The organism is Chryseobacterium paridis, assembly GCF_016595215.1.
In the GTDB taxonomy this organism is placed as follows: domain Bacteria; phylum Bacteroidota; class Bacteroidia; order Flavobacteriales; family Weeksellaceae; genus Chryseobacterium; species Chryseobacterium paridis.
The window spans coordinates 1,699,873-1,720,096 of sequence record NZ_JAENHK010000010.1; the positions used below are offsets into that span (position 1 = coordinate 1,699,873).

The following is a 20,224-nucleotide window of genomic DNA, read 5'->3' on the forward strand; positions in this document are numbered from 1 at the left end:
TTATTTTTTTTGGAAATAGTTATACAATAATTTTGAATAATCTTCACCGGCAGCTACATTCATAAAACTGGCTGAGCTGTTTGCAAAATCCTCCTCTATCGCTCTTACTTTTTGCTTTTGAGCTTCGGCAAAATCATACCTCCATCTTGCACTTGAGGTATTAGCCCAAACCTGCTTCCCTGTTTCCGAATCATAAAACAAAGCATATCCTACATCGGGAATCTGATTATCTTTTTCATCATAAATCCTCATTCCTAATAACTGATGTTTTTTTGAAGTTACTCTCAACATTTTAGAATCATACTCATCTTCAAAGTCTGAAAAGAGAAAAACAAGAGATTTCCTTTTGAAAATCCCCATCATATATTCGAGGGCTTTATCAACTTTAGAAACTGCAGGAACATAATCCGCAGTTAAAATATTACTAATTATTGAAAGGATATGTTTTCTTCCCTTTTGAGGTGGAATCACTTTATATACTTTATCTGCAAACAAGATCAATCCTACCTTATCATTATTTCCAGCTGCTGAAAATCCCAGGCTTGCTGCAATCTCCGCAACATATTCTCTTTTTAACTGAGTTTTTGTTCCGTAATCCATAGATGCTGAGATATCAACTAAGATCATCATGGTCAACTCTCTCTCCTCCTCCATTACTTTTACGAAGGGTTCACGGAAACGAGCCGTTTTATTCCAGTCGATTCTACGTATTTCATCTCCGAATTGATAAGGTCTAACTTCAGAAAAAGTCATCCCCTGTCCTTTAAAAGCACTGTGATACTGTCCCATCAAAGTAGCTTCCGTCTTCTTTCGAGTACGGATTTCTATTTGTTTTACTTTTTTTACAATATCTTTTATCTGCATAGATTAATTGGTAATTGAAAATTTAAAATTGAAAGTTGAAAATTTTTAATTCATAATTTTCAACTTTCCCCTTTCCACTTTCAACTTCTCGATTCAAGTTTTAATTCTTAAATTCAATTGATACATTAAGCCATTCATCGTCGAATTTTGGTTCGTATTTTTTATAGAAATTAATAGCAGGTTCATTCCAGTTTAATACCTGGAACATCATTCCACTATAGTTATTGGCTTTTCCAAATTCCAGGGTAGCATCAAATAGTTTTTTACCGATCTGTTTCCCCCTCATTCTTTCAGTTACTACCAGATCTTCGAGGTATAACCTCCTTCCTTTCCAAGTTGAATATCTGTTATAATATAAAGAAATCCCAACAATTTCGTGATCCACTTCAGCAACAAAAGCTCCCCAAACCGCTGAGTTTCCAAATCCTGCATCCACAAACTCATCTAAAGTCACAGTCACTTCATGCAAAGCCTTTTCATATTCAGCCAACTCTTTGATAAGATCCAGCATAGGAACACAATCTTCTTTAACAGCTCTTCTGATTACAACTTCATCCATAATACTAAGGTGCCTGGATTTTCGCTAAAATTCTATTAACAATTTCCTCAGATGATACTTCTTCCGCTTCAGCCTCGAACGTTAAACCAATTCTATGTCTCAACACATCTTTAGCTAATTCTTTTACATCTTCAGGAATTACAAATGCTCTTCCTTTTAGAAATGCATAAGCTCTTGAAGCAATCGCTAAATTAATTGATGCTCTTGGTGATGCTCCAAAACTGATATAATTTTTAAGTTCTGAAAGTCCATAGTTCTCAGGAAAACGTGTTGCAAAAACCATATCCAGAATATACTTTTCAATCTTTTCATCAAGATAAATCTGATTGATCAATTCTTTTGCATCTACAATATCCTGTAGAGTAATTACAGCCTGTACAGACGGTTGATGAGAAGTAGAAACCATTCTCATTACTTTTCTTTCATCTTCAAATTCAGGATAATCTATTTTACATTTCAGCATAAAACGATCGCTTTGCGCTTCAGGTAATAAATAAGTTCCCTCCTGATCAATCGGGTTTTGCGTTGCCAATACCAAAAATGGCTTTGGAAGCTTCATGGTTTCATCCCCAATCGTCACTTGCTTTTCCTGCATCACTTCCAAAAGAGCTGATTGCACTTTTGCTGGTGCACGGTTGATCTCATCCGCCAGCACAAAATTGGCAAATACAGGACCTTTTTTTATCGAAAAATCATTGTCTTTAATATTAAAGATCATTGTTCCCACAACATCAGCAGGAAGTAAATCAGGCGTAAACTGAATTCTTGAAAAATCCCCATGAACAGCATCAGCCAAAGTTTTTATCGCTAAAGTTTTAGCTAACCCCGGGACTCCCTCCAGCAGTACATGGCCATTCCCTAAAAGACCTACCAAAAGGCGGTCTATCATATATTCCTGTCCAATAATAACTTTGTTGATTTCCTGCCTTAGAAGAGAAAACAAGTAATTCTTTTCTTTTACTTTCTCCGTTAACTGGCGAATATCTTCTGCTTGGTATGTATCTGACATAGCTTAATTTAAAATAGTTGGTAAATTTCTAATAAATACTTGCATTAATCAACACAATGAATGCCATTTTTGAGTTAAAGTTTGTTAAATATTTTCGGGGTTCAACTGAATAGTACGTTTATAATAAGTATTATTTTTATAAGGTACATTTTAAGCTCTTGAATAAAAAAACAAAGATTTATTGTCATTGAAATATTTTGCAAATTAAAAACCCACCAAAACTGGTGGGCTTTTACTAGTTATGGGTTTTTTCATTATATTCTTCTTCTGTAATTAAAGTATCCTTCAATACTTTTATTCCATTTACATCCTTTTTATATTCATATATTATATTGGATGATGGCTTATAACATTTTAAATATAGAGTGTCTTTTCCTTTAAAATAAATATCAATCACAGTACCAAAATTTCCAGAAAAAACTAAGCATTCTTTGTTGTTTTTAACTAAAGAGACATGACTTGTAATATTTGATATTGTACTTTTTTTAAAAAGCGTTGCCTTAAAGTTTCCGTTATTGATGGTTTTAACGATAATTCTATTGTTTTTTTCTTGCTCTTCTGTATTTTCCTTCTTACAGCTATATAATAAGCAAGTTAAGATTATAAAAAATAATACTCTCATTTTTTAATATTTTATATCTGTTCTATAAGGGAATCTTCCATAAAAACCATGAAAGATATATGACCCTGAATATGTATGTTCCCCATAGAATGGCCAACCTTGATTATATCCAGTTGCTCATTTATTTTAAGATTGGTTATAAGCACCTACTTCTGGCATGCCCGCTGTGCAAAGTCTCAAACTTTGAGCCATTACTTTTATAAATGAATTTTCTCTTGATCTATTACGATTTAACCTTCTTTCATCTTAGATATTTTTATTTTAAATGTATGGATCTTAAGGAAACCTTGACATACAATAAAGTCAACTCTTAAGAATTGACTTTATTTATTTTTCGGCTCAAAGTCTGAGACTTTGCACAGCAGGTCCCTTCTTCTCTCAAACCTTCAAGTTCTCATTGATGAATGAATTGGTGGATGAAAAATTGATAAGAAAAAGTATATTCTTCATTCATTGGGTTTATTTACCCCTCTTCATCATCTAATTATTTAAGACTTATTCCCCGTGTGTATATGAAACAACCTTTTGCGTTTTTATATTTACTTCCGCATAAGCAACTCCTCCTATTGTTGGCTTAGGGAATGTTCCATGAACTACCCAAGTACTATCATTCTTTTTTTCAGCAATAAATGGTTTTTGTTTATTTATTGCTGTTTTTCCATAAACTTCATTCCATTTTTTTTCTGCTACCGTAAGTGCAATCTCTTTATCAGTAATGCTACTTGTTTCTTTGTTAGATATCCCATGTTTAGTACAAGAGAATAAAGCAGCTAATGTAAAAATATAATATTTCATGTTGACATTTTAATATAAGTTATCGTTGAATTGGTAAATGTGTTCGATCTATTAATGGTATTTGTTCTTTTCTTCTGTTCAAATTTTCTATTGATTTTAAACCACCATCTAAAACTGATTTAGGGCGATCATTAGAAATAGGATCCAATTTAGGAAAAGGTTTAGGCTTAGGTCTGTAATCTCCCGAAGAAGGATTAGGATTTAATGTTGGATCTATAGTGTTTTTTCGAGGAGTCTCATTATTTGGATCACTTGGCATATCTGTTCTTAATGTTCTTTCCGTATCAGAACTTAAATCATAATATTTTAATGAGCCGTCGGGTGTAACAAGAAAAGCATCTAGTTTTAAAGATCGTGAATAGCCTTTATCTCCATCCTCCCCCCGCTGGCGCGAGCGTCACGCTCGTTGCCCATTCATACATTACAAATTTAAACGAATTTGCAAAATTCCCTGATCATCTTTATAGTAATTTTTTGTAGTATTAAATTTCAATTATAAGATTTCCCAAAAAAAATACTTTCAGTCTTTCAAATATTGAAATAAAAATCCGAGAAATTAATACTTTCTCGGATTTATTTATAAGTTACCCGCCTACCTATTCAGACACGAGCGTGACGCTCGCGCCAGCAGGGGGCAAATTAATTATTCTCATTCATTATTAAAGGCAATTTCAGTATATTACAATTATTCATTTATAATATTTCCTATTTCATCAACTTTACTTTCTAGGTATCCAATTACTTTATCACAATCTTCATTTAAATAGAAGATACCATAGTATTTTTGACCTAATAGACTTACAAATCTTAGTTGTTCTTTAGAATAATTTTCTAAACTTGATATTAAAGCACCCATTTGTTGTGATAATTTATTGTTACCTTCTCTTATAGCAGTATATTGCCTAATTTTATACACTCCTATTAAGTTTTCCCTTTTAAAATTATTACTATCACTTATTTTAATTTTATAATCTTGAATATTGCCTAGGGAATTCCTTTCTTTTTTAATTAATTTAAAAATATATTCTGATGTTAACATAATAGATTATTTTTTTATTTTGATCTTGGTAAAACGTATTGAACTTTAGCCCCGTATGTAACTCCCGGTACAAGCCATTCAGTTTCTCCAAGCGTAAAAGGGTTAGGAACAGCTTGTCCTACAGTAAATGTTTTAGACATAATAATTCCCGGTATCCCATTTTTATAAAATGCCTTGCCAGTAGCAAAATCTCTAGCAACATTTATATCACTAGTCCAACTGGTCCAAATACTAAGATTATCTCCTCCAGCATGCAATTCCATATCACTATGTGCACCCCATGTTGTTGCTACTTGTCTAAATCCACCTGGTATTGCAGTTCCCTGCATTGCTTCAAAATACATTGAACCTTTTGCTTTTGATGAAACCCCTCTATATAATATTATTGTTTGTTCTGGTTCATCTGCTGGTACGTCTGTTACTCCTGTAAGAGGGACATCATAGCCACGAGCATGAGAACTATCACCATTTAGTATCAATGGGACTGCCCATAGAGTACGAAGTGCTGCTGTTCCCATCGCTGTATAAGTCGCTTGCCCCAGTACTCTTCCTTCTGCAATCAATTCTCCAACTTTCAAAGTCCATGCTCTTGAAACTGTAGCTCCGGCTGCAAATGAAGAAATTTGGGCTCCATTATTATTTCCGAACATTCTACCGAAAAAATTCCCTACACGTTCAAAAAAATTAGGTTTTGGATTATTCGGGTTATCTCCACCTTCAAACTGATGGAAATTAATTCCCGAGAAATATCCACCACCGGAAGACATATTATCTCTAATTTGATTAAAGGCATTAACTGCATCCTGTCCTGTAAAATTCTGTACATCATTTCCATCTGGATCAGTATACATAACAGGATTATTTACTGCATAATTGTAAGGACTGTGTCTTCTGTACTTTTCAGACATTGCATCCATTACTCCCCATCTTCCTAAATCTGGCATATAGAATCTTGCCCCATAATCATACATTCCAGTCTCCTGCAACTCCTTGCCATTATACTTATAGCCATAATAACTCCCAAATTGAGACATAGAGCCAATTCCTCCAATATGGTTTAATCCAAATGGATAATAGTTGTTGGTATCCGTAACTTCAAGAACTCCTGCGTTGTTTTTGGCAAAGCTTACTCTCGTATTTCCTAGATGGTCACTATATTGGTAAATATAGCGGTTTTCTGTAAAACTGTAAAACCCTTCTGCCGTAATTACAAAATCCAGCTTCCATTCAGGATTAGCAGATCCAGGAAGTACATTTCCAATTGCTTTATATGCTTCCTGTTCATAGGCCACTTCTGTTTTGCAAGTCAGACAGACACCTAAACCCTGATCATAATTATACTGGAATCCGTCAAGGTAATCGGTCATGCGGGTAGTACCAGGCGCTCCTCTTCGTCCAGCACTAGTATAGATCTTCCTTAGCTTTGTTCCATCCGCACGATAAAGAAAATCTAATTGAAAGTTAAGACCTCCGATTATACCAACCGGAGTAATGGACATCTTGTTAGGTAAATTAAGATAATTGTAGCTAATGGGATTGATTCCCTTATCTCTCATACTGACCATATTCCCATTAAGATCATAATCAATTAGATTGTTTCCACCCTCGTATCCCGTATCATTCAATGCATTTTCAACTATTTTGTCCAGACGATTTCCAGTATATTGATATATTAGATCATCTACCATAGTTGAAGTTGTTCCTCCAAATGTTGGAAAAGCATTTCTTTTTAAGGTTTTGATATTACCATTTAAATCATAAGTCAGATTTTCATTAAAATTATTATTAAACGGTATTGTTGAATTAGGTTCAGAATAAATTGCATCCTGCAATCTGTTGAGATTGTCGTATCCATAATTATATCTTTTTAAGATATTCTCTGACCCATTTTTCCAGTCTACTTCCGTTATATTTCCATTAAACCGTCCTGGTGCAATATTGGCATTAACAGGATTGTTATACCTCATTTCATACCCGAAAAGTTTACCATTAAGATTTGCAGGATCATTGATTTTGGTCAGCCATCCCTGGATATTATAAGTATAATCAATACTTTGAAGTGGTGATGTGATACTCGTTCCACCTACTTTCTTATTTTTTAACTGTGACAATTCATTATAATCATTCTGTGCTAAAATCTCAATAGAATTATTATTGACCTGGTGAGTAATTGTTAATAAGCGATTCTGATCATCATAAGTAAACCTTTCTCTTGTAATTATTTCTGTATCACCAGCTAATCTTTTATGATAAGTATTTGTTTGAAGCACTGTACCAGAAAAGTCAAGCAAATGCCTAAGTACAGTATATCCTCCGAGGTGATTGACAGAGTATGTGCTGATTACCCGTCCCTTACTGTCAAAATAATTATAATTACTTGTCCAATTATCATCCTCTATATTTTTAATCAAACTCATTACTGAAAGACCTTTAGTACTTATGGGATTTCCTGTAGAATTATCTGTAAGTACAGGACTTCCTAAAACATCAGTTGGAAATGTTGGATTAAAACTATACACCGGATAGGTATCATAATAATTAATACTCAAAAGTGCAGTGATTGAATTAGGATAGCTAGTAGTAGTATTACTATAATATGCTCCACGACCACCTACAATAAATCCTACAGAAGCAGTTCTTACTACATTATTACTTCCTTTAGCATCTACCAATGCCTGTTCAGCAACTCTTCCTGCTGTTCCGTAGGCTTGCGTTGATGTATAAATTCCAGTATAAGCAATTCTTCCAAATTGGTCATATTTGGAAAAAAACCATTGCGTGGAGGATCCCATTTTGGCATCCTGGGTCATTATGAGTCTATTCTGTTTGTCGTAGATGAAATACTCCCATCCTTTTCCAGGAAGCTTCTTTTCAACCAACCTGTTTTTACTGTCGTATTTATACTGGTAACAAAAATTGTTTGCTGCAGTTTCATTGAGAGTTCCTGCAGAAGCCATTGGTGGAATAACATAAGCTAGCTGCTTATAGTCATTGTAAAGATAATAGGTATCAGCATTTTGTGATGTACTTATTACTTTTCTTATCAATATCGTCTGCCCAGAGCCGTCTTTAAATTCTATGGTTTTATTTCCATCTTCATCAGCAACAGTATTCTTTGTCAGTTTCCCAACAGCATACTCTGAAACGGTATATTTCAGTTCATTTTTGTATACCTTTTCTATAGTATTCCAAGTTGTGACAACTTCATATTGTTTTACGTGATCGGCTAAACTGTTTAGGTCATATCCAAAAGTAATTGGTTTGTTATTCCATGCATTTCCGACCTGCTTTTGATCCAGAACCCTTTCTAAAGGAGATTTTTCAAGTGTTTTCTCAGTATACGTTTTTTCTCCTCCATAAAAATTGGTAGCATCCGCTACCGGATAAGGAATCATTCCCGCAGTTTGAGGATAAATATTTCCATTAGTAGTGGATGATTGTGGAACTGGAAGATAGCTTCTGGTTTGCCTTCCCAACTCGTCATATACAATGGGGGTTACCAAGTCCCTTCCTTTCGGGGTAGCTTTTATCTCTATTGTTTGTTTTGGTCTTCCTAAATAATCAAAATACTGTACAGTTTCTGCCTTTTTTATACAGTCTGCATCTAAACATGTTGTACTCTGTATATAGTTTTCCGTACTTGTCTGCGCATATGAAAATCCTGCTACAAACAATGATATATATAATATTATTCTTTTTCTCATGAAATTTTGTTTTTTGTACTCGTGTAATCTGTACTGATTTATCATTCGTTAATACATTTTACGCTAGTACATTTTACATTTAATGTTTGTAGTTATATTTATATTTTTTTAATACTTTTCCGTTTTCATCAACAACCTGATCCAGCCTATTGGCATTATCATATTTGTAAATCTCACGGATTCCTGAAGGAGGGGTCATACTTTTCATACCAATCAGAGGATCATAAACATAAGTTGTGATCTGGTAATTTGCGAGATTGGAATTATTTCTGAAAAGACTCAGAGCGTTCTGAAGACTTTGTTCAGAAATATCATCTTTATCGGCATCGGATTTAGCAACAATATCTGCAATGTAAGGAGCAATCTGACTATAGAGGGCACCTTCAATCTTAGCAATAGGCTCTGTTTTATTATACCCCCAAACTACCGAAACAGGGATTCCATCTTTGGTTGTATATTGTTCCAGATTGCCCTTTGCATCATATTGATTGAAAATTACTTCTGAAACTAAACTATTTTGAGAATCAAAAGAAACGGTAGAAGATGGAAACTTATTAGTGGTATTGTCATATTTCACCTCTGATTTTAAGACCAGTTTTCCTATATCAGAAGCTGTTTTTTTCACAACAGAAGCTGTTTCCAAAGGAATACCTTTCATACTTGCGCCGATGAGTTTCTGATTGTTTTTATCTAAAGCATATTGATAGGTTGTCTCCTGAACGGTTCCATCAAAAGAGGTTGCCCTTTCCAAGGCTGGCAAATAATTATTTATATTTTTAAAAACCTCTTTTTTGGTTTCTGCGACTCCCGAATCAAAATAGTTCTTAGAAACAACCCTATTCTCTTTAACCCAGCTTGTTTTTAGATAGAAATTTGTTCCAACTGTACTTGGGGCAACCAGATATTTAGGGCTGTCATACTCCATGAATGTATAATCAAACACATCTTCAGATAATTTTTGGTTTAAAAAGTTATAGACCTCTTTTTTATTGATAAGCCCGCTACGGGTCAGATTATAATTAGGCCAGATATTGGTCGCAGTTTGTAAGGGATAATCATCTGGTGCTTTGAAGTAATATTTTGTATATCCGGTGTTGTTCCCTTGAGAAACTTTTACATTTTTATAAATCATACTTGGAGCTACTGCATTCATTCCATCCAGTGTACCTCCTGCTACATAATATCCACTGGATTTCCCGGGAGCATCAAATTTATCATAATTATATTCTTCAATCTTAGCAGGGGTAGAATCTGCGTACACCGTTGATGCTTCCTGGTTAAAATACTTTACTTTTTTGACCCGGGGAAGTCCCTCTTTACTATGTTTCTGTATCGTAACTTCTACCGGATCCATTATGTGTTTAGCCGAAAAAGTCACTTCCCCATATGGTATTGTGATACCTGGTTCAGCACTTAAAAGAGATACATAATATTCTCCTGCATCTGTATTCAAAAAAGGGATAAGTTGTCTGGTAGGATAATCAGGATTAGGTTCCACAGCAGGCCCTAGGCTAATTGGCGCTGGTTGATAAGTACTTCCTACCTTTTTATAAAAGGCAAGTGACCAGTAATTATTAGCCAGTTGGCCCGCACTGATGTCTATAGCTATATAATAAGGGGGATTAGGAAATATCCCTCCATTATTAACAGGTACCGTGAAAAAATATTTTTTAGCGGGATTATTAATTTTTGCAAAAGAAACATTTCCAAAATCTTCTTCTGGAGTGATGTGTTTCTTTTCTTCAATAGTACTAAATGGAATAAAATCAAAATCGTACTGAATAACACCTCCTGTTAGTGGTTGAACTTTTGTTAATACGTTTGGTACAACAAGCTCAGGATTGATCTCAAATCCTTGCGGGGTTGTATAAGAAGCTGCTCCATAAGAGAATTTTGTTTTTTCAAGTTCAACTCCGTAAGCATCAACTTTTGTGAAGGACTCAAGCCCTGTCTGAAAAGTGTATTTTGATACAAACTGACCTCCAGCTGTTTTAAGAGAGGTATTTTTCAGTCTGAACTTATCAGATTTTATCGATGAATCTACTCTATCATATTCCAGATCAATTACTCCTCTGTCTTTTACTTCAATATGATTAAGCTTATTCTCCACAGACTCAATAATACTATTTCCACTTCCTAATACATAGGTCGTCTCTTTCATATAGTTATATGTTGCAAGGACATTACTATTCTCATCTGACACAGAGGTCAGAAAAAAAGCACTCCGATAATTTTGATCACCATATATTAAGCCGCCATTAGGATAAGAAAATACTACTACTCTTGCTCTGGAAGTATTATAGATTTCAAATTTATATTGTATGCCCTTATCTGTGATAACTGTAAAAGAATCAACAATCAGGGTGGAAGTATTTGCAGGCGACCGCTGATACTGTATTTGGGAAGTAGTAGGAGTAAGTTTTACCAATTCAAAAGTATTGCTAGTAATATCTCTTATGAACCTGAATTTCCCTGATTCTCCGGGAATAGTGTAATTATAAACATCATCAAATTCATTTTTCAGATAACTATCTCCATTAGTTGCACGTTCATCAAAATCAAATAAGATTTCCCTTGAAATGACTCCCTGTCCAAACAAAGACCATCCTGTTCCCAGATCTCCAATCCATTGATCATTCGCAGCATTTGCAGGATGATAGTTCATTCCTATATTTAAGCTAAAATACCCGCTATTTGAAGGAACATTGAATAAATCATAAGAGATATCAGGAATTCCCGTTTGGAGAGAAATCGGTACATTATTATAAGTAGCTAAAGAAGAAATAGTTGGAACTGGCCTTGTAACACCTGTACTATAGCTTGGATTAGGGGTTTGTGCACCATACAATCCTATAATGCCAGTACTTAAAATTGTTATTATTTTTTTGAGTGTATTCATTCCTATTTCTTAATCAGTTTAGCATTAGCCGTTTTGTTTGTATCTGTTTTGATCACCACCAGATAAGCTCCTTGGATTAATGGTTGAGTATTAATCTTTGTAACTTTATTCTTCGTTTTTAAATTTTGGAGTTGTCTACCACCCATATCGTACAAAGTAATATCCGCATCTTTAAATTCAAACCCTATTTCTACATAAGCGTAATCTGATACCGGATTCGGATAAATCTTGATATCTTGTTTTTCAATCAATTGATCCAGTTGTTTATCTCCCAGTTTAATAATCTTCCAGTTCTCTTTTCCAAGTTCTTCTGCACTCGTTCCTGCTAAAATGATCGAGCCGTCTCTGTTGAGTTTGATATCAGACAATCTTTCCTCTCTCTTTCTCGATTCTCCTTTTACATATTTTCTCCACTGTTCATTTCCATCCTGATTCAGATACAACATCCAGAATGTTTCATCATCTGTTTCTATTCTTCCCTCAGCCTGAGTATATCCACCCAACAATATTCCTTTGGTAACCTCTTGGTTCTTGGCTCTTGTATCTTGGCTCTGTATCACACTCATTCCCATCAAAATATCCCTGTTCTTAAAGTTGTAGGATTTTTGCCATTGTTCATCACCTCTTTCATTCAAAGAGATTAGCCATAAGTCAGTGCCCTCTTCAATTCCGACAGTCTTATTTCCTGATCTCTCACTTCTTGATTCCCCTCCGATGATATAGCCATTTGAAGTCAAAGCCAGTGTTCTTAAATGATCATCACCTTTTCCTCCATAGTTCTTTTCCCATTCTACTTTTCCGTCTTTGTTTAGTTTTACGATCCAGTAGTCACCTTCTCCCTCATTGATGGTGGTCTTTGGGTAACGAGATACGGGATTCGAGGTTTCTTTAGATGGACTTTCATTCATGGAACACGAACCCCGAAACTCGGAACTCCTCGAATAGATTCCTAATAAAGCTCCACCATCCTTCGTTGGAATCATTTTCTCTACTTCATCTAAACCAAAACCGCCTAAAATAAGTTGTGATAATTCTTTTCCGTTTTTATCAAGCCTGGTGATCCAAACATCTTTCGAACCATAACCAGATATTGTTTGTGTCTTTTGTGTCGAAGTTCCTTGAGGGTCTCGAAGAGAACTTTGCATATTCCCAGCTACAAAAAATCCTAAGTCTGTAGTTTGAATAACAGCCCTAGCTTCTTCATCAGCATTTGTACCTAAAGTTTTTTGCCATAATTCATCGCCAAATTCATTGATTCTGATAAGCCAGATATCTGATCCTCCTTTAGAATCTTCTTTTTTATCAAGCCCTTTTCCGGAGTACGAAGTTCCTCCCAGAAGCGATCCACCATCCTGAGTAGTCACTGTAGCTGATAAATAATCATGATTTCGTCCCGCAAAATATTTCTCCCAAACCTGATCACCTTGTTGATTCAATTTCACCAAATGAAAATCATAGCCGTTATTTTGCCTGGCATTACTTCCAGCTTCCAGCTTCTGACTTCCAGCTTGTATAGCACTTCCTGTTATCAAATACTGCTGATCAATAGTCGTTGTCACCTGGCTTAGAAAATCCTGAGTGTTGGACTTGATATCTTTTTGCCAAACCACTTCCTGGGCAGATAGCATACCAGAAATAATACACATTGAAAGTGCACTTAAGTAAAGTTTTCTCATACCTTGTGTTTAATTAAATAAGTATAATTTTAAAATTGCCGCAAAAATAATCTTTTTTATCTCACAACGGAAAGATTTATAAAAGATATTTTCTCTCATCTTTTTCATTATTAAAAAGTTACTTCTCACATATGACACAATATGTCGTTTTATAATAATTATAGATGCAAATAATAAATTACAGGTCGGAAATTTCTGACAGTTGAGTAAATAGACTTCTTAAAAAAAATGCTGCTTATTTAAATTTAACAACATTTAGCTTAATCCTCCAACCAAAAAATTGTCATTTCCAGTTTATTAAACTATTTTTGGTGATTAAAATTTTTGTAAAATGAATTATCATTTTCAAGCTCACAGACAGGTACGAAGAAACCTTTTGGATATATTGCAAAATACCTCCCACGAAGATCTTTTGCTCATTCCGGATGGCTTCAACAACAATATGTATTGGAATATCGCACATACTGTTGCTACACAACAGCTTTTGCATTATTACCTGAGTGGTAATCCTTTTCGAATCGATAAATATTGGATCGAAACGTACAAAAAAGGAACCTTACCTAACTTAAATGTTCAGAAGTCTGAAGTAGAAGATTTAGAGTTTTTATTAACCGAAACTTCAAAGATTTTAATGAAAGATTATGACAGTGATTTCTTTCCAGATTATACACCTTACACTACAAGTTTTGGTATGGATCTAAAAAGTATTCAGGATGCCATCATCTTTAACAATATGCATGAAAGCCTACACTATGGCTACATCATGGCACAAAAGAGAGCAATTTTAGGAGAAAAATACTAGATGGTTTAAAGTTCAGTGTTTAAAGTTTAAAGTTATGGCAAGCGTTAAAAAGTTTGAAGATTTAGAAATTTGGCAATTATCACGTAGGTTGTGTAATGACATTTATACTATTTCTGAATCAACGGAACTTAAAAACAATTTTAAACTTCGTAATCAAATTGACGGTTCTTCAGGTTCTATCATGGATAATATTGCTGAAGGATTTGAAAGAAATGGGAATAGGGAATTTATACAATTTCTTTCGATTGCAAAAGCTTCATGTGGTGAAACAAGGTCACAGTTGTACCGGGTTTTTGACAGAAGCTTAGTGTCATTAGAAAAATTTGAAACGTTACGAGAACAAACCGAAGTATTAAGTAGAAAAATTAGCTCATTTATTAAATATTTAAATTTAACAGATTTAAAAGGAACAAAGTACAGATTATGATTTTTGATGTAAATTTTGAAATTCAAAGTTTGAACTTTGAACCCTAAACATAAAACTTTAAACAATTAAATGAAAGACGACTTTATTTTCGGGCTACGCCCCGTAATAGAAGCTATTGAAGCGGGAAAAACTATTGACAAGATCTTTTTGCAAAATGCATTACAAGGTCCTATTTATGCTGAACTTAAAGCAGTTTTAGCTCAAAATAAAATACGTCCCAATTATGTTCCGATCGAGAAGCTTAACCGTTTTACGAGAAAAAATCATCAGGGTGTTGTCGCTTTTATTTCGGATGTTCCGTTTCATAAAGTAGAAGACATTGTTCCACAGTTATTTGAAGAAGGAAAAACACCTTTTTTATTAATTTTGGATCGACTGACTGATGTAAGAAACTTTGGAGCTATTTGCAGAACTGCAGAATGTGTTGGAATTGATGCTGTGATCATCCCTGAAAAAGGTGCATCTCCAATTAATTCAGATGCTATCAAAACTTCGGCAGGTGCTATTTACAATGTGAAAATTTGTAAAGAAGCTAATTTGGCTCATACTGTTGATTTCCTTCAACAAAGTGGAATAGCAGTATACTCAGCTACAGAAAAAGCGCAAAAGCTGATCTATGATGTAAACTTCGCTGCACCTTGTGCTATCGTAATGGGTAACGAGGAAACAGGAATCTCTAAAGAAGTATTACACCATTCTGACGAAAAAATAAAATTGCCTATCGAAGGTAAAACCCAATCTTTAAATGTTTCTGTTGCATGTGGAGCGATTTTATATGAAGCGGTAAGACAGAAGATGTCTATCTCTCCAAATCCTTAATCCATGAAAATACAATTTCTTTTACCCTTATTTTTTTTGTCATTCGTAGGGAATGCACAAACTAAAGGTATACCAACAGATAACCCTTTGAGCAATGATTTTGATCGGCTTGTTCACAAAGAAGCTTCTGCATACATGGAAGATCCGGCACGCGTTGGAATTTCCATTGGTATCATCAAAGATGGTAAAAGTTATTTTTATAATTATGGAACCACAGAAAAAGGGAAATCTAAACTTCCGACTTCTAAAGATATTTATGAACTGGCATCAATCAGCAAAACTTTCACAGGAACTCTTTTAGCTCATGCAGTTGTAGACAAAAAAGTAAGTCTGGATGATGATATCAGAAAATATCTGGATGGAAGTTATCCCAATCTGGAATTTAAAAAGCATCCCATAAAAGTGGCTAATCTGACGAATCATTCGTCGGGATTACCACAGTTTGTGCCAGATCAGTCTGCAACGTTTAAAAAACCAATGGATTCTATTCCGTTTATATTGGCAAGGATTTATAAGAATTATTCAAAAAAGAAATTTGCAGAAGACCTACATGCAATTGTAATTGACACGATTCCGGGAACAACCTATAAATACTCTAACGCAGGTACTCAGATCGTAGGTGATATTCTAGAAAAAGCATATCATAAAAGCTTTCAGGATCTTCTTAAAGAATATATTACCGGGCCTCTAAACATGAAACAAACCCTAGTTGGCACGAACTCTGCTGAACTATTAACCGGTTATAATGAAAAAGGAAAAATAATGCCAAGAAATACAACAAGCATTATGGCACCTGCAGGTGGGATCTATTCAAGTACTGGAGATATGGTAAAATATATCCAGTATCATCTGAATAAAAATGACAAATATGTCCTGGCTTCCCATACGGCTGTTGTAAAAAGCGAAGGTGACGAAATCGGATTATTCTGGAGAATTCATAAATATAAAGACGGAAGTCAATCTTTTTGGCATACAGGTGGAACAACCGGTTTTTCGAGTGTCTGTCAAATCTACCCTTCAAAAAACATGGGAATAGTTATACTCTCAAATGAGTCCGACATGTCTTCACAGGGCAAACTGCAGGATATTGCAGAAAATATATATAATAGTAGTAAAAATTAAAATAAAGAAAATGAAGAACATAGCAGCAATAGCGCTTATATCTATAGCATTAGTTTCATGTAAAAAAGAAACTGCAAAAATTACAAAAGTAGATCCTAAGACAGGAAAGACCATTACAGTGGAAGTTCCCGCTGATTCAATAGCAAAAGTAGCAGAAAATGCTGCTATTAAAGATTCTGCAGGTATCTACACTCAAACTTTTAAGCTTGAAAAAGGAAAAACTTATCCGTTGACAACTTATCAAAGAGATGTAAAAACAATGACGGATCCTCAGGGGAAAACATTGAATGGTACAAGTGAAGCAACAGATGAAATGAGTTTCACTGTAAATGACATCAAGAACAATGTTTATGACATCACACTTAACCTTATTTCAAAGAGAAATTCTCAGACGGCTGAAGGAAAAACGATTGTTGTGGACACGAAGCAACCTCTTCCTAAAGAAGATGATCTTAAAATGATCTGGAACATCAACAGAGCATTGACAAGCAATAAGCTGAACATGAAAATGGATACTAAAGGAAATGTAATTTCCATTACAGGTTTTGAACCTGTGTATACAAAAGTTTCCACTGCAGTAGGTACTCTAGTGAAAGATGCCAATCAAAAAGCTAGTGTGGTAGCAAGCCTTAAAGAAAGCTTTAATGAAAAAGTTTTAAAAGACCAGTTCAGCAAAAACCTTACAATTATTCCTAAAAAAGGAGCAAAAATTGGAGAAAAATGGACCAATACTGAAAATGCAGATCCAAACGGCAAGATAAAAGTGACATCAAATTATGTTCTTAAAAGTGTTGGTAATGGTGTGGCTGAAATTGGTGTATCCGGAGGAATTCCTAAAAAAACTGACAAACAGGCACAGGGAGCTATGACTCACAGCATCAGCAGTGAGCTGGTACAAAATGGTACTATTAAGTTTGATGAAAATACAGGATGGATTACCAACCAGAATATTACAGTAAAAACTACTCAGATAGAAACTATTTCGGACGGAAAACAATCTCAGTCTATGAAGAGTGTTTCTAATTCTTCTGTAATGGTAAACCCTTCTGCTAAATAATTGAGGTTTATAAAATTTTAAAAATATGAAGTGGATTCTTGAGCTAGTACTCACAGCTATTATTCTTTTCTTTGTCTGGAATATCCTTAAAAGGCTTTTCTTTAAGACTTTTTACAGTTATCGATTCAACAATAACAACAATAATAAGCAGCAGGATATACAAAACTCGAATAAGAATACGAATCAGAAAATCAATTGGGACGCAGAAACTGTGGACTATGAGGAAGTAAAAGAAAGTAAGGACAAAAGGTAAAATTCCTAGAAAAATAAAGATAATAACCAGCATGGCGAAAAATAAAAACTTAATTTATATTGCAATTTCATTAGTTGTATTTATAGTTTTAGCATTTTTATATTCCACTCCTGTTTTTACAGGGAAGCAACTTTTCCAACATGATATTGTTCAGTACCGGGGAGGAGCAAAAGAACTTCTTGATTACAGAGCGAATAATGAGAAAGAAACCTATTGGAGTGATTCCATGTTTGGTGGAATGCCTACTTACCAGATGGGAAGTCAGTTTAAAGGAGATATTATTAAAAAAATTGATAGTAATCTGAATTTCTTACCAAGACCTGTTAATTATCTGTTTTTACTTTTTGCCGGATTTTTCCTTTTAGGAATGGTTGTGGTAAGAAACTGGAAATATGCATTATTAGGTGCTACGTTCTTTGGCCTTTCTACCTATTTCTATATTATCATCGCAGCAGGTCATAATGGTAAAGTAAATACGATTGAATACTTTGCGCCATTACTGGCCGGGATATTATTGGTTTATATCCGAAAAAAATATATTACAGGATTTATAGTTACTACGTTGTTTATGGGATTGCAGATTGCAGCTAACCACCCACAGATGACGTATTACTTATTCCTTGCATTGGGCTTTTTATTTATCTCTGAACTGATCAGAGTTATTCAAAAGAAGACTCCAATGAAACATTTTGTTATTTCATCGGCTATCATTGCTGTTTCATGTATTATCGGTGTCGGGATGAATTCTCAAAGAATCATGGCCAATTCTGAATATATCAAAGAAACTGTTCGTGGAAAACAAATTTTAAACACGGAAAGCCATACATCAGGAAAATCCGGAATGGATAAAGAAAGCATGCTGATGTGGAGCTATGGAAGACTGGAGACCCTTAACCTATTCATCCCAAGATTAATGGGAGGTGGAACCCAGGAACCGGAAGCTAAAGACATGATGAATCATATTCAGGAAATGGTTCAGGAAAATGTCTCTTCTCAGGCTGAAATGGATAGAATTTCGAAAGGTTTTGCCGGAGTAACCTATTGGGGAGATCAACCAGGAACTTCAGGACCTGCTTATCAGGGAGCTGTTGTTTGTTTTCTTGCACTTTTAGGATTCTTTTTTGCATCAAAAAAATACCGATATTGGATTTTAGGAGCTTCTATTCTCACTATTTTATTGGCATGGGGAAGCAACTTTATGCCTTTATCAGATTTCTTTATTGATTTTATACCATTTTACAATAAGTTTAGAGCCCCTTCTTCCATTTTAGTGGTGGTTGAACTCTTATTCCCACTTATTGCTATTATTGGTCTCTATCGATTCTTTACGGATGAAAAATTAACCGAAGAATATAAAAAGAAAATACTTCTTTATGTAAGTGGCGGAACATTAGGTCTCGTACTCATTCTTTTGATTTTTGGAAAAAGCCTATTAGGTTTTGCTACAGATAATGAAAAATTATACTTCCCACCATTCCTATTGGATTACCTTGTGGATGAGAGATTTAAATTATTCAAAATTGATGCGATTAAAGCCTTTATTTATGTAGCAATAACGGCCTTTGTTTTGTTCATGACTATGAAGAAAAAACTAAGCCAGAATATTGCATTGATCATTATAGGTGCGGTTAGTTTATTTGACTTATGGACCGTAAATAAGCGTTACCTAAACGATGAAAATTATGTAGATAAAATCTTTGCTGAAAATCCTTTCCAAACTGAAAGCTCTGATCTTTTAGCTGAAAAAGTACAGGCAAATCCAAATCTTGGGTCTATTTTAGCTAACGTTAATGTCAATAAAACATTAGAAACAATCGCTGAAAAAGACAAAACACATTATAGAATTTTCAACAATATTCTTGGAACGTTTAGCGAAACAAATACTTCCTATTTTAAATCTTCAATTGGGGGTTATCATGCCGTAAAACTAAGACGATATGATGATGTTATCAATGAATATTTTCAGACAATGGATTCAGTAAAGGTTCCCAATGTTCTTAACCTGCTTAATGCAAAATACTGGGTTGTAGGAGGTCCTGAAAAGCCTCAAACAATGCCTAATACAAAGGCTAATGGTAATGCATGGTTTGTAAGCGACATACAATTTGCCAATACTCCAAATGAGGAGATCAAGTCAATTGGAATCATAAACAGTAAAAGAACTGCGGTTGTAGCTAGTGAAGATAAATCCTATTTTAATAATAAACAAATTCAGGCAGACTCTACAGCCTTTATTAATTTAACAAAATACCAACCTAATGAGTTGGAGTTTAGATCTAAATCAAAAACTTCGCAACTAGCTGTATTCTCCGAAATTTACTATCCGCATGGATGGAAGATGTTTATCGATGAAAAAGAAGTTCCTTACATTAAGGCTGATTACCTACTTCGTGCCGTTCAGGTTCCAGCAGGAGAACATCATATCAGAATGGTGTTTGAACCAGCAGTAATTGAAAAAGGGAAATGGTTCTCGTTATTCTCATTCGGATTATTTATCATATTAAGTGCATTGGGTATTTTCTGGATGAATAAAAAGAAAAAGGAGGAGCTTACTGAACCAACAGTTTAAGTTTTTTA

General features: G+C 34.5%; 17 protein-coding genes. 7 read left to right on the plus strand and 10 right to left on the minus strand.

The annotated features are described in order from the left end of the window. The 10 genes from JHL15_RS17155 to JHL15_RS17200 all read right to left on the minus strand — a co-directional run bounded on the left by JHL15_RS17155 (position 1) and on the right by JHL15_RS17200 (position 13,167). Positions 1 to 864 (minus strand): DUF58 domain-containing protein, encoded by an 864-nt coding sequence (locus tag JHL15_RS17155; protein ID WP_200247741.1) that lies wholly within the window; start codon positions 862 to 864, stop codon positions 1 to 3. A gap of 100 nt (positions 865 to 964) precedes the next feature. After that, positions 965 to 1,423: a GNAT family N-acetyltransferase gene (locus tag JHL15_RS17160; protein ID WP_200247743.1), complete on the minus strand. Its 459-nt coding sequence runs from the start codon at positions 1,421 to 1,423 to the stop codon at positions 965 to 967. A 4-nt stretch (positions 1,424 to 1,427) separates the two neighbouring features. Continuing rightward, positions 1,428 to 2,432 carry an AAA family ATPase gene (locus JHL15_RS17165; protein ID WP_200247745.1) on the minus strand — a complete coding sequence of 335 codons (1,005 nt, stop codon included), beginning with the start codon at positions 2,430 to 2,432 and terminating at the stop codon, positions 1,428 to 1,430. Positions 2,433 to 2,667: 235 nt separating this feature from the next. Then, complete coding sequence (locus tag JHL15_RS17170) at positions 2,668 to 3,054, minus strand: hypothetical protein (protein WP_200247747.1); 387 nt, start codon at positions 3,052 to 3,054, stop codon at positions 2,668 to 2,670. Between the two features lie 495 nt (positions 3,055 to 3,549). Further along, positions 3,550 to 3,849, minus strand: coding sequence for an NTF2 fold immunity protein (locus JHL15_RS17175; RefSeq protein WP_200247749.1), 300 nt, complete (start codon positions 3,847 to 3,849; stop codon positions 3,550 to 3,552). A gap of 19 nt (positions 3,850 to 3,868) precedes the next feature. Further along, positions 3,869 to 4,108 carry a hypothetical protein gene (locus JHL15_RS17180; RefSeq protein ID WP_200247751.1) on the minus strand — a complete coding sequence of 80 codons (240 nt, stop codon included), beginning with the start codon at positions 4,106 to 4,108 and terminating at the stop codon, positions 3,869 to 3,871. Positions 4,109 to 4,534: 426 nt separating this feature from the next. After that, positions 4,535 to 4,888 (minus strand): enoyl-CoA hydratase, encoded by a 354-nt coding sequence (locus JHL15_RS17185; RefSeq protein WP_200247753.1) that lies wholly within the window; start codon positions 4,886 to 4,888, stop codon positions 4,535 to 4,537. Between the two features lie 14 nt (positions 4,889 to 4,902). Beyond that, positions 4,903 to 8,592, minus strand: a complete 3,690-nt coding sequence (locus JHL15_RS17190) for a DUF6443 domain-containing protein (protein ID WP_200247755.1) — start codon at positions 8,590 to 8,592, stop codon at positions 4,903 to 4,905. 79 nt (positions 8,593 to 8,671) lie between these two features. Beyond that, positions 8,672 to 11,491 (minus strand): hypothetical protein, encoded by a 2,820-nt coding sequence (locus JHL15_RS17195; protein WP_200247757.1) that lies wholly within the window; start codon positions 11,489 to 11,491, stop codon positions 8,672 to 8,674. A 2-nt stretch (positions 11,492 to 11,493) separates the two neighbouring features. Continuing rightward, complete coding sequence (locus tag JHL15_RS17200; protein ID WP_200247759.1) at positions 11,494 to 13,167, minus strand: T9SS type A sorting domain-containing protein; 1,674 nt, start codon at positions 13,165 to 13,167, stop codon at positions 11,494 to 11,496. Positions 13,168 to 13,498: 331 nt separating this feature from the next. Between JHL15_RS17200 and JHL15_RS17205 the strand changes: the two genes are divergently transcribed. The 7 genes from JHL15_RS17205 (at position 13,499) to JHL15_RS17235 (ending at position 20,216) form a co-directional block, all read left to right on the plus strand. After that, entirely contained in the window at positions 13,499 to 13,969 is a 471-nt protein-coding gene (locus JHL15_RS17205; RefSeq protein WP_200247761.1) for a DinB family protein, read from the plus strand. Between the two features lie 34 nt (positions 13,970 to 14,003). Further along, positions 14,004 to 14,396, plus strand: a complete 393-nt coding sequence (locus tag JHL15_RS17210; protein WP_200247763.1) for a four helix bundle protein — start codon at positions 14,004 to 14,006, stop codon at positions 14,394 to 14,396. A gap of 69 nt (positions 14,397 to 14,465) precedes the next feature. After that, positions 14,466 to 15,215: a 23S rRNA (guanosine(2251)-2'-O)-methyltransferase RlmB gene (gene rlmB / locus JHL15_RS17215; RefSeq protein ID WP_200247765.1), complete on the plus strand. Its 750-nt coding sequence runs from the start codon at positions 14,466 to 14,468 to the stop codon at positions 15,213 to 15,215. Between the two features lie 3 nt (positions 15,216 to 15,218). Beyond that, positions 15,219 to 16,337 carry a serine hydrolase domain-containing protein gene (locus JHL15_RS17220; protein WP_200247767.1) on the plus strand — a complete coding sequence of 373 codons (1,119 nt, stop codon included), beginning with the start codon at positions 15,219 to 15,221 and terminating at the stop codon, positions 16,335 to 16,337. 10 nt (positions 16,338 to 16,347) lie between these two features. Then, on the plus strand, positions 16,348 to 17,394 hold the full coding sequence (locus JHL15_RS17225; protein WP_200247769.1) for a DUF6263 family protein: 1,047 nt from the start codon (positions 16,348 to 16,350) through the stop codon (positions 17,392 to 17,394). 25 nt (positions 17,395 to 17,419) lie between these two features. Then, positions 17,420 to 17,647 carry a hypothetical protein gene (locus JHL15_RS17230; RefSeq protein WP_200247771.1) on the plus strand — a complete coding sequence of 76 codons (228 nt, stop codon included), beginning with the start codon at positions 17,420 to 17,422 and terminating at the stop codon, positions 17,645 to 17,647. 31 nt (positions 17,648 to 17,678) lie between these two features. Continuing rightward, on the plus strand, positions 17,679 to 20,216 hold the full coding sequence (locus JHL15_RS17235) for a YfhO family protein (protein WP_200247772.1): 2,538 nt from the start codon (positions 17,679 to 17,681) through the stop codon (positions 20,214 to 20,216). The last annotated feature ends 8 nt before the right edge of the window (positions 20,217 to 20,224 follow it).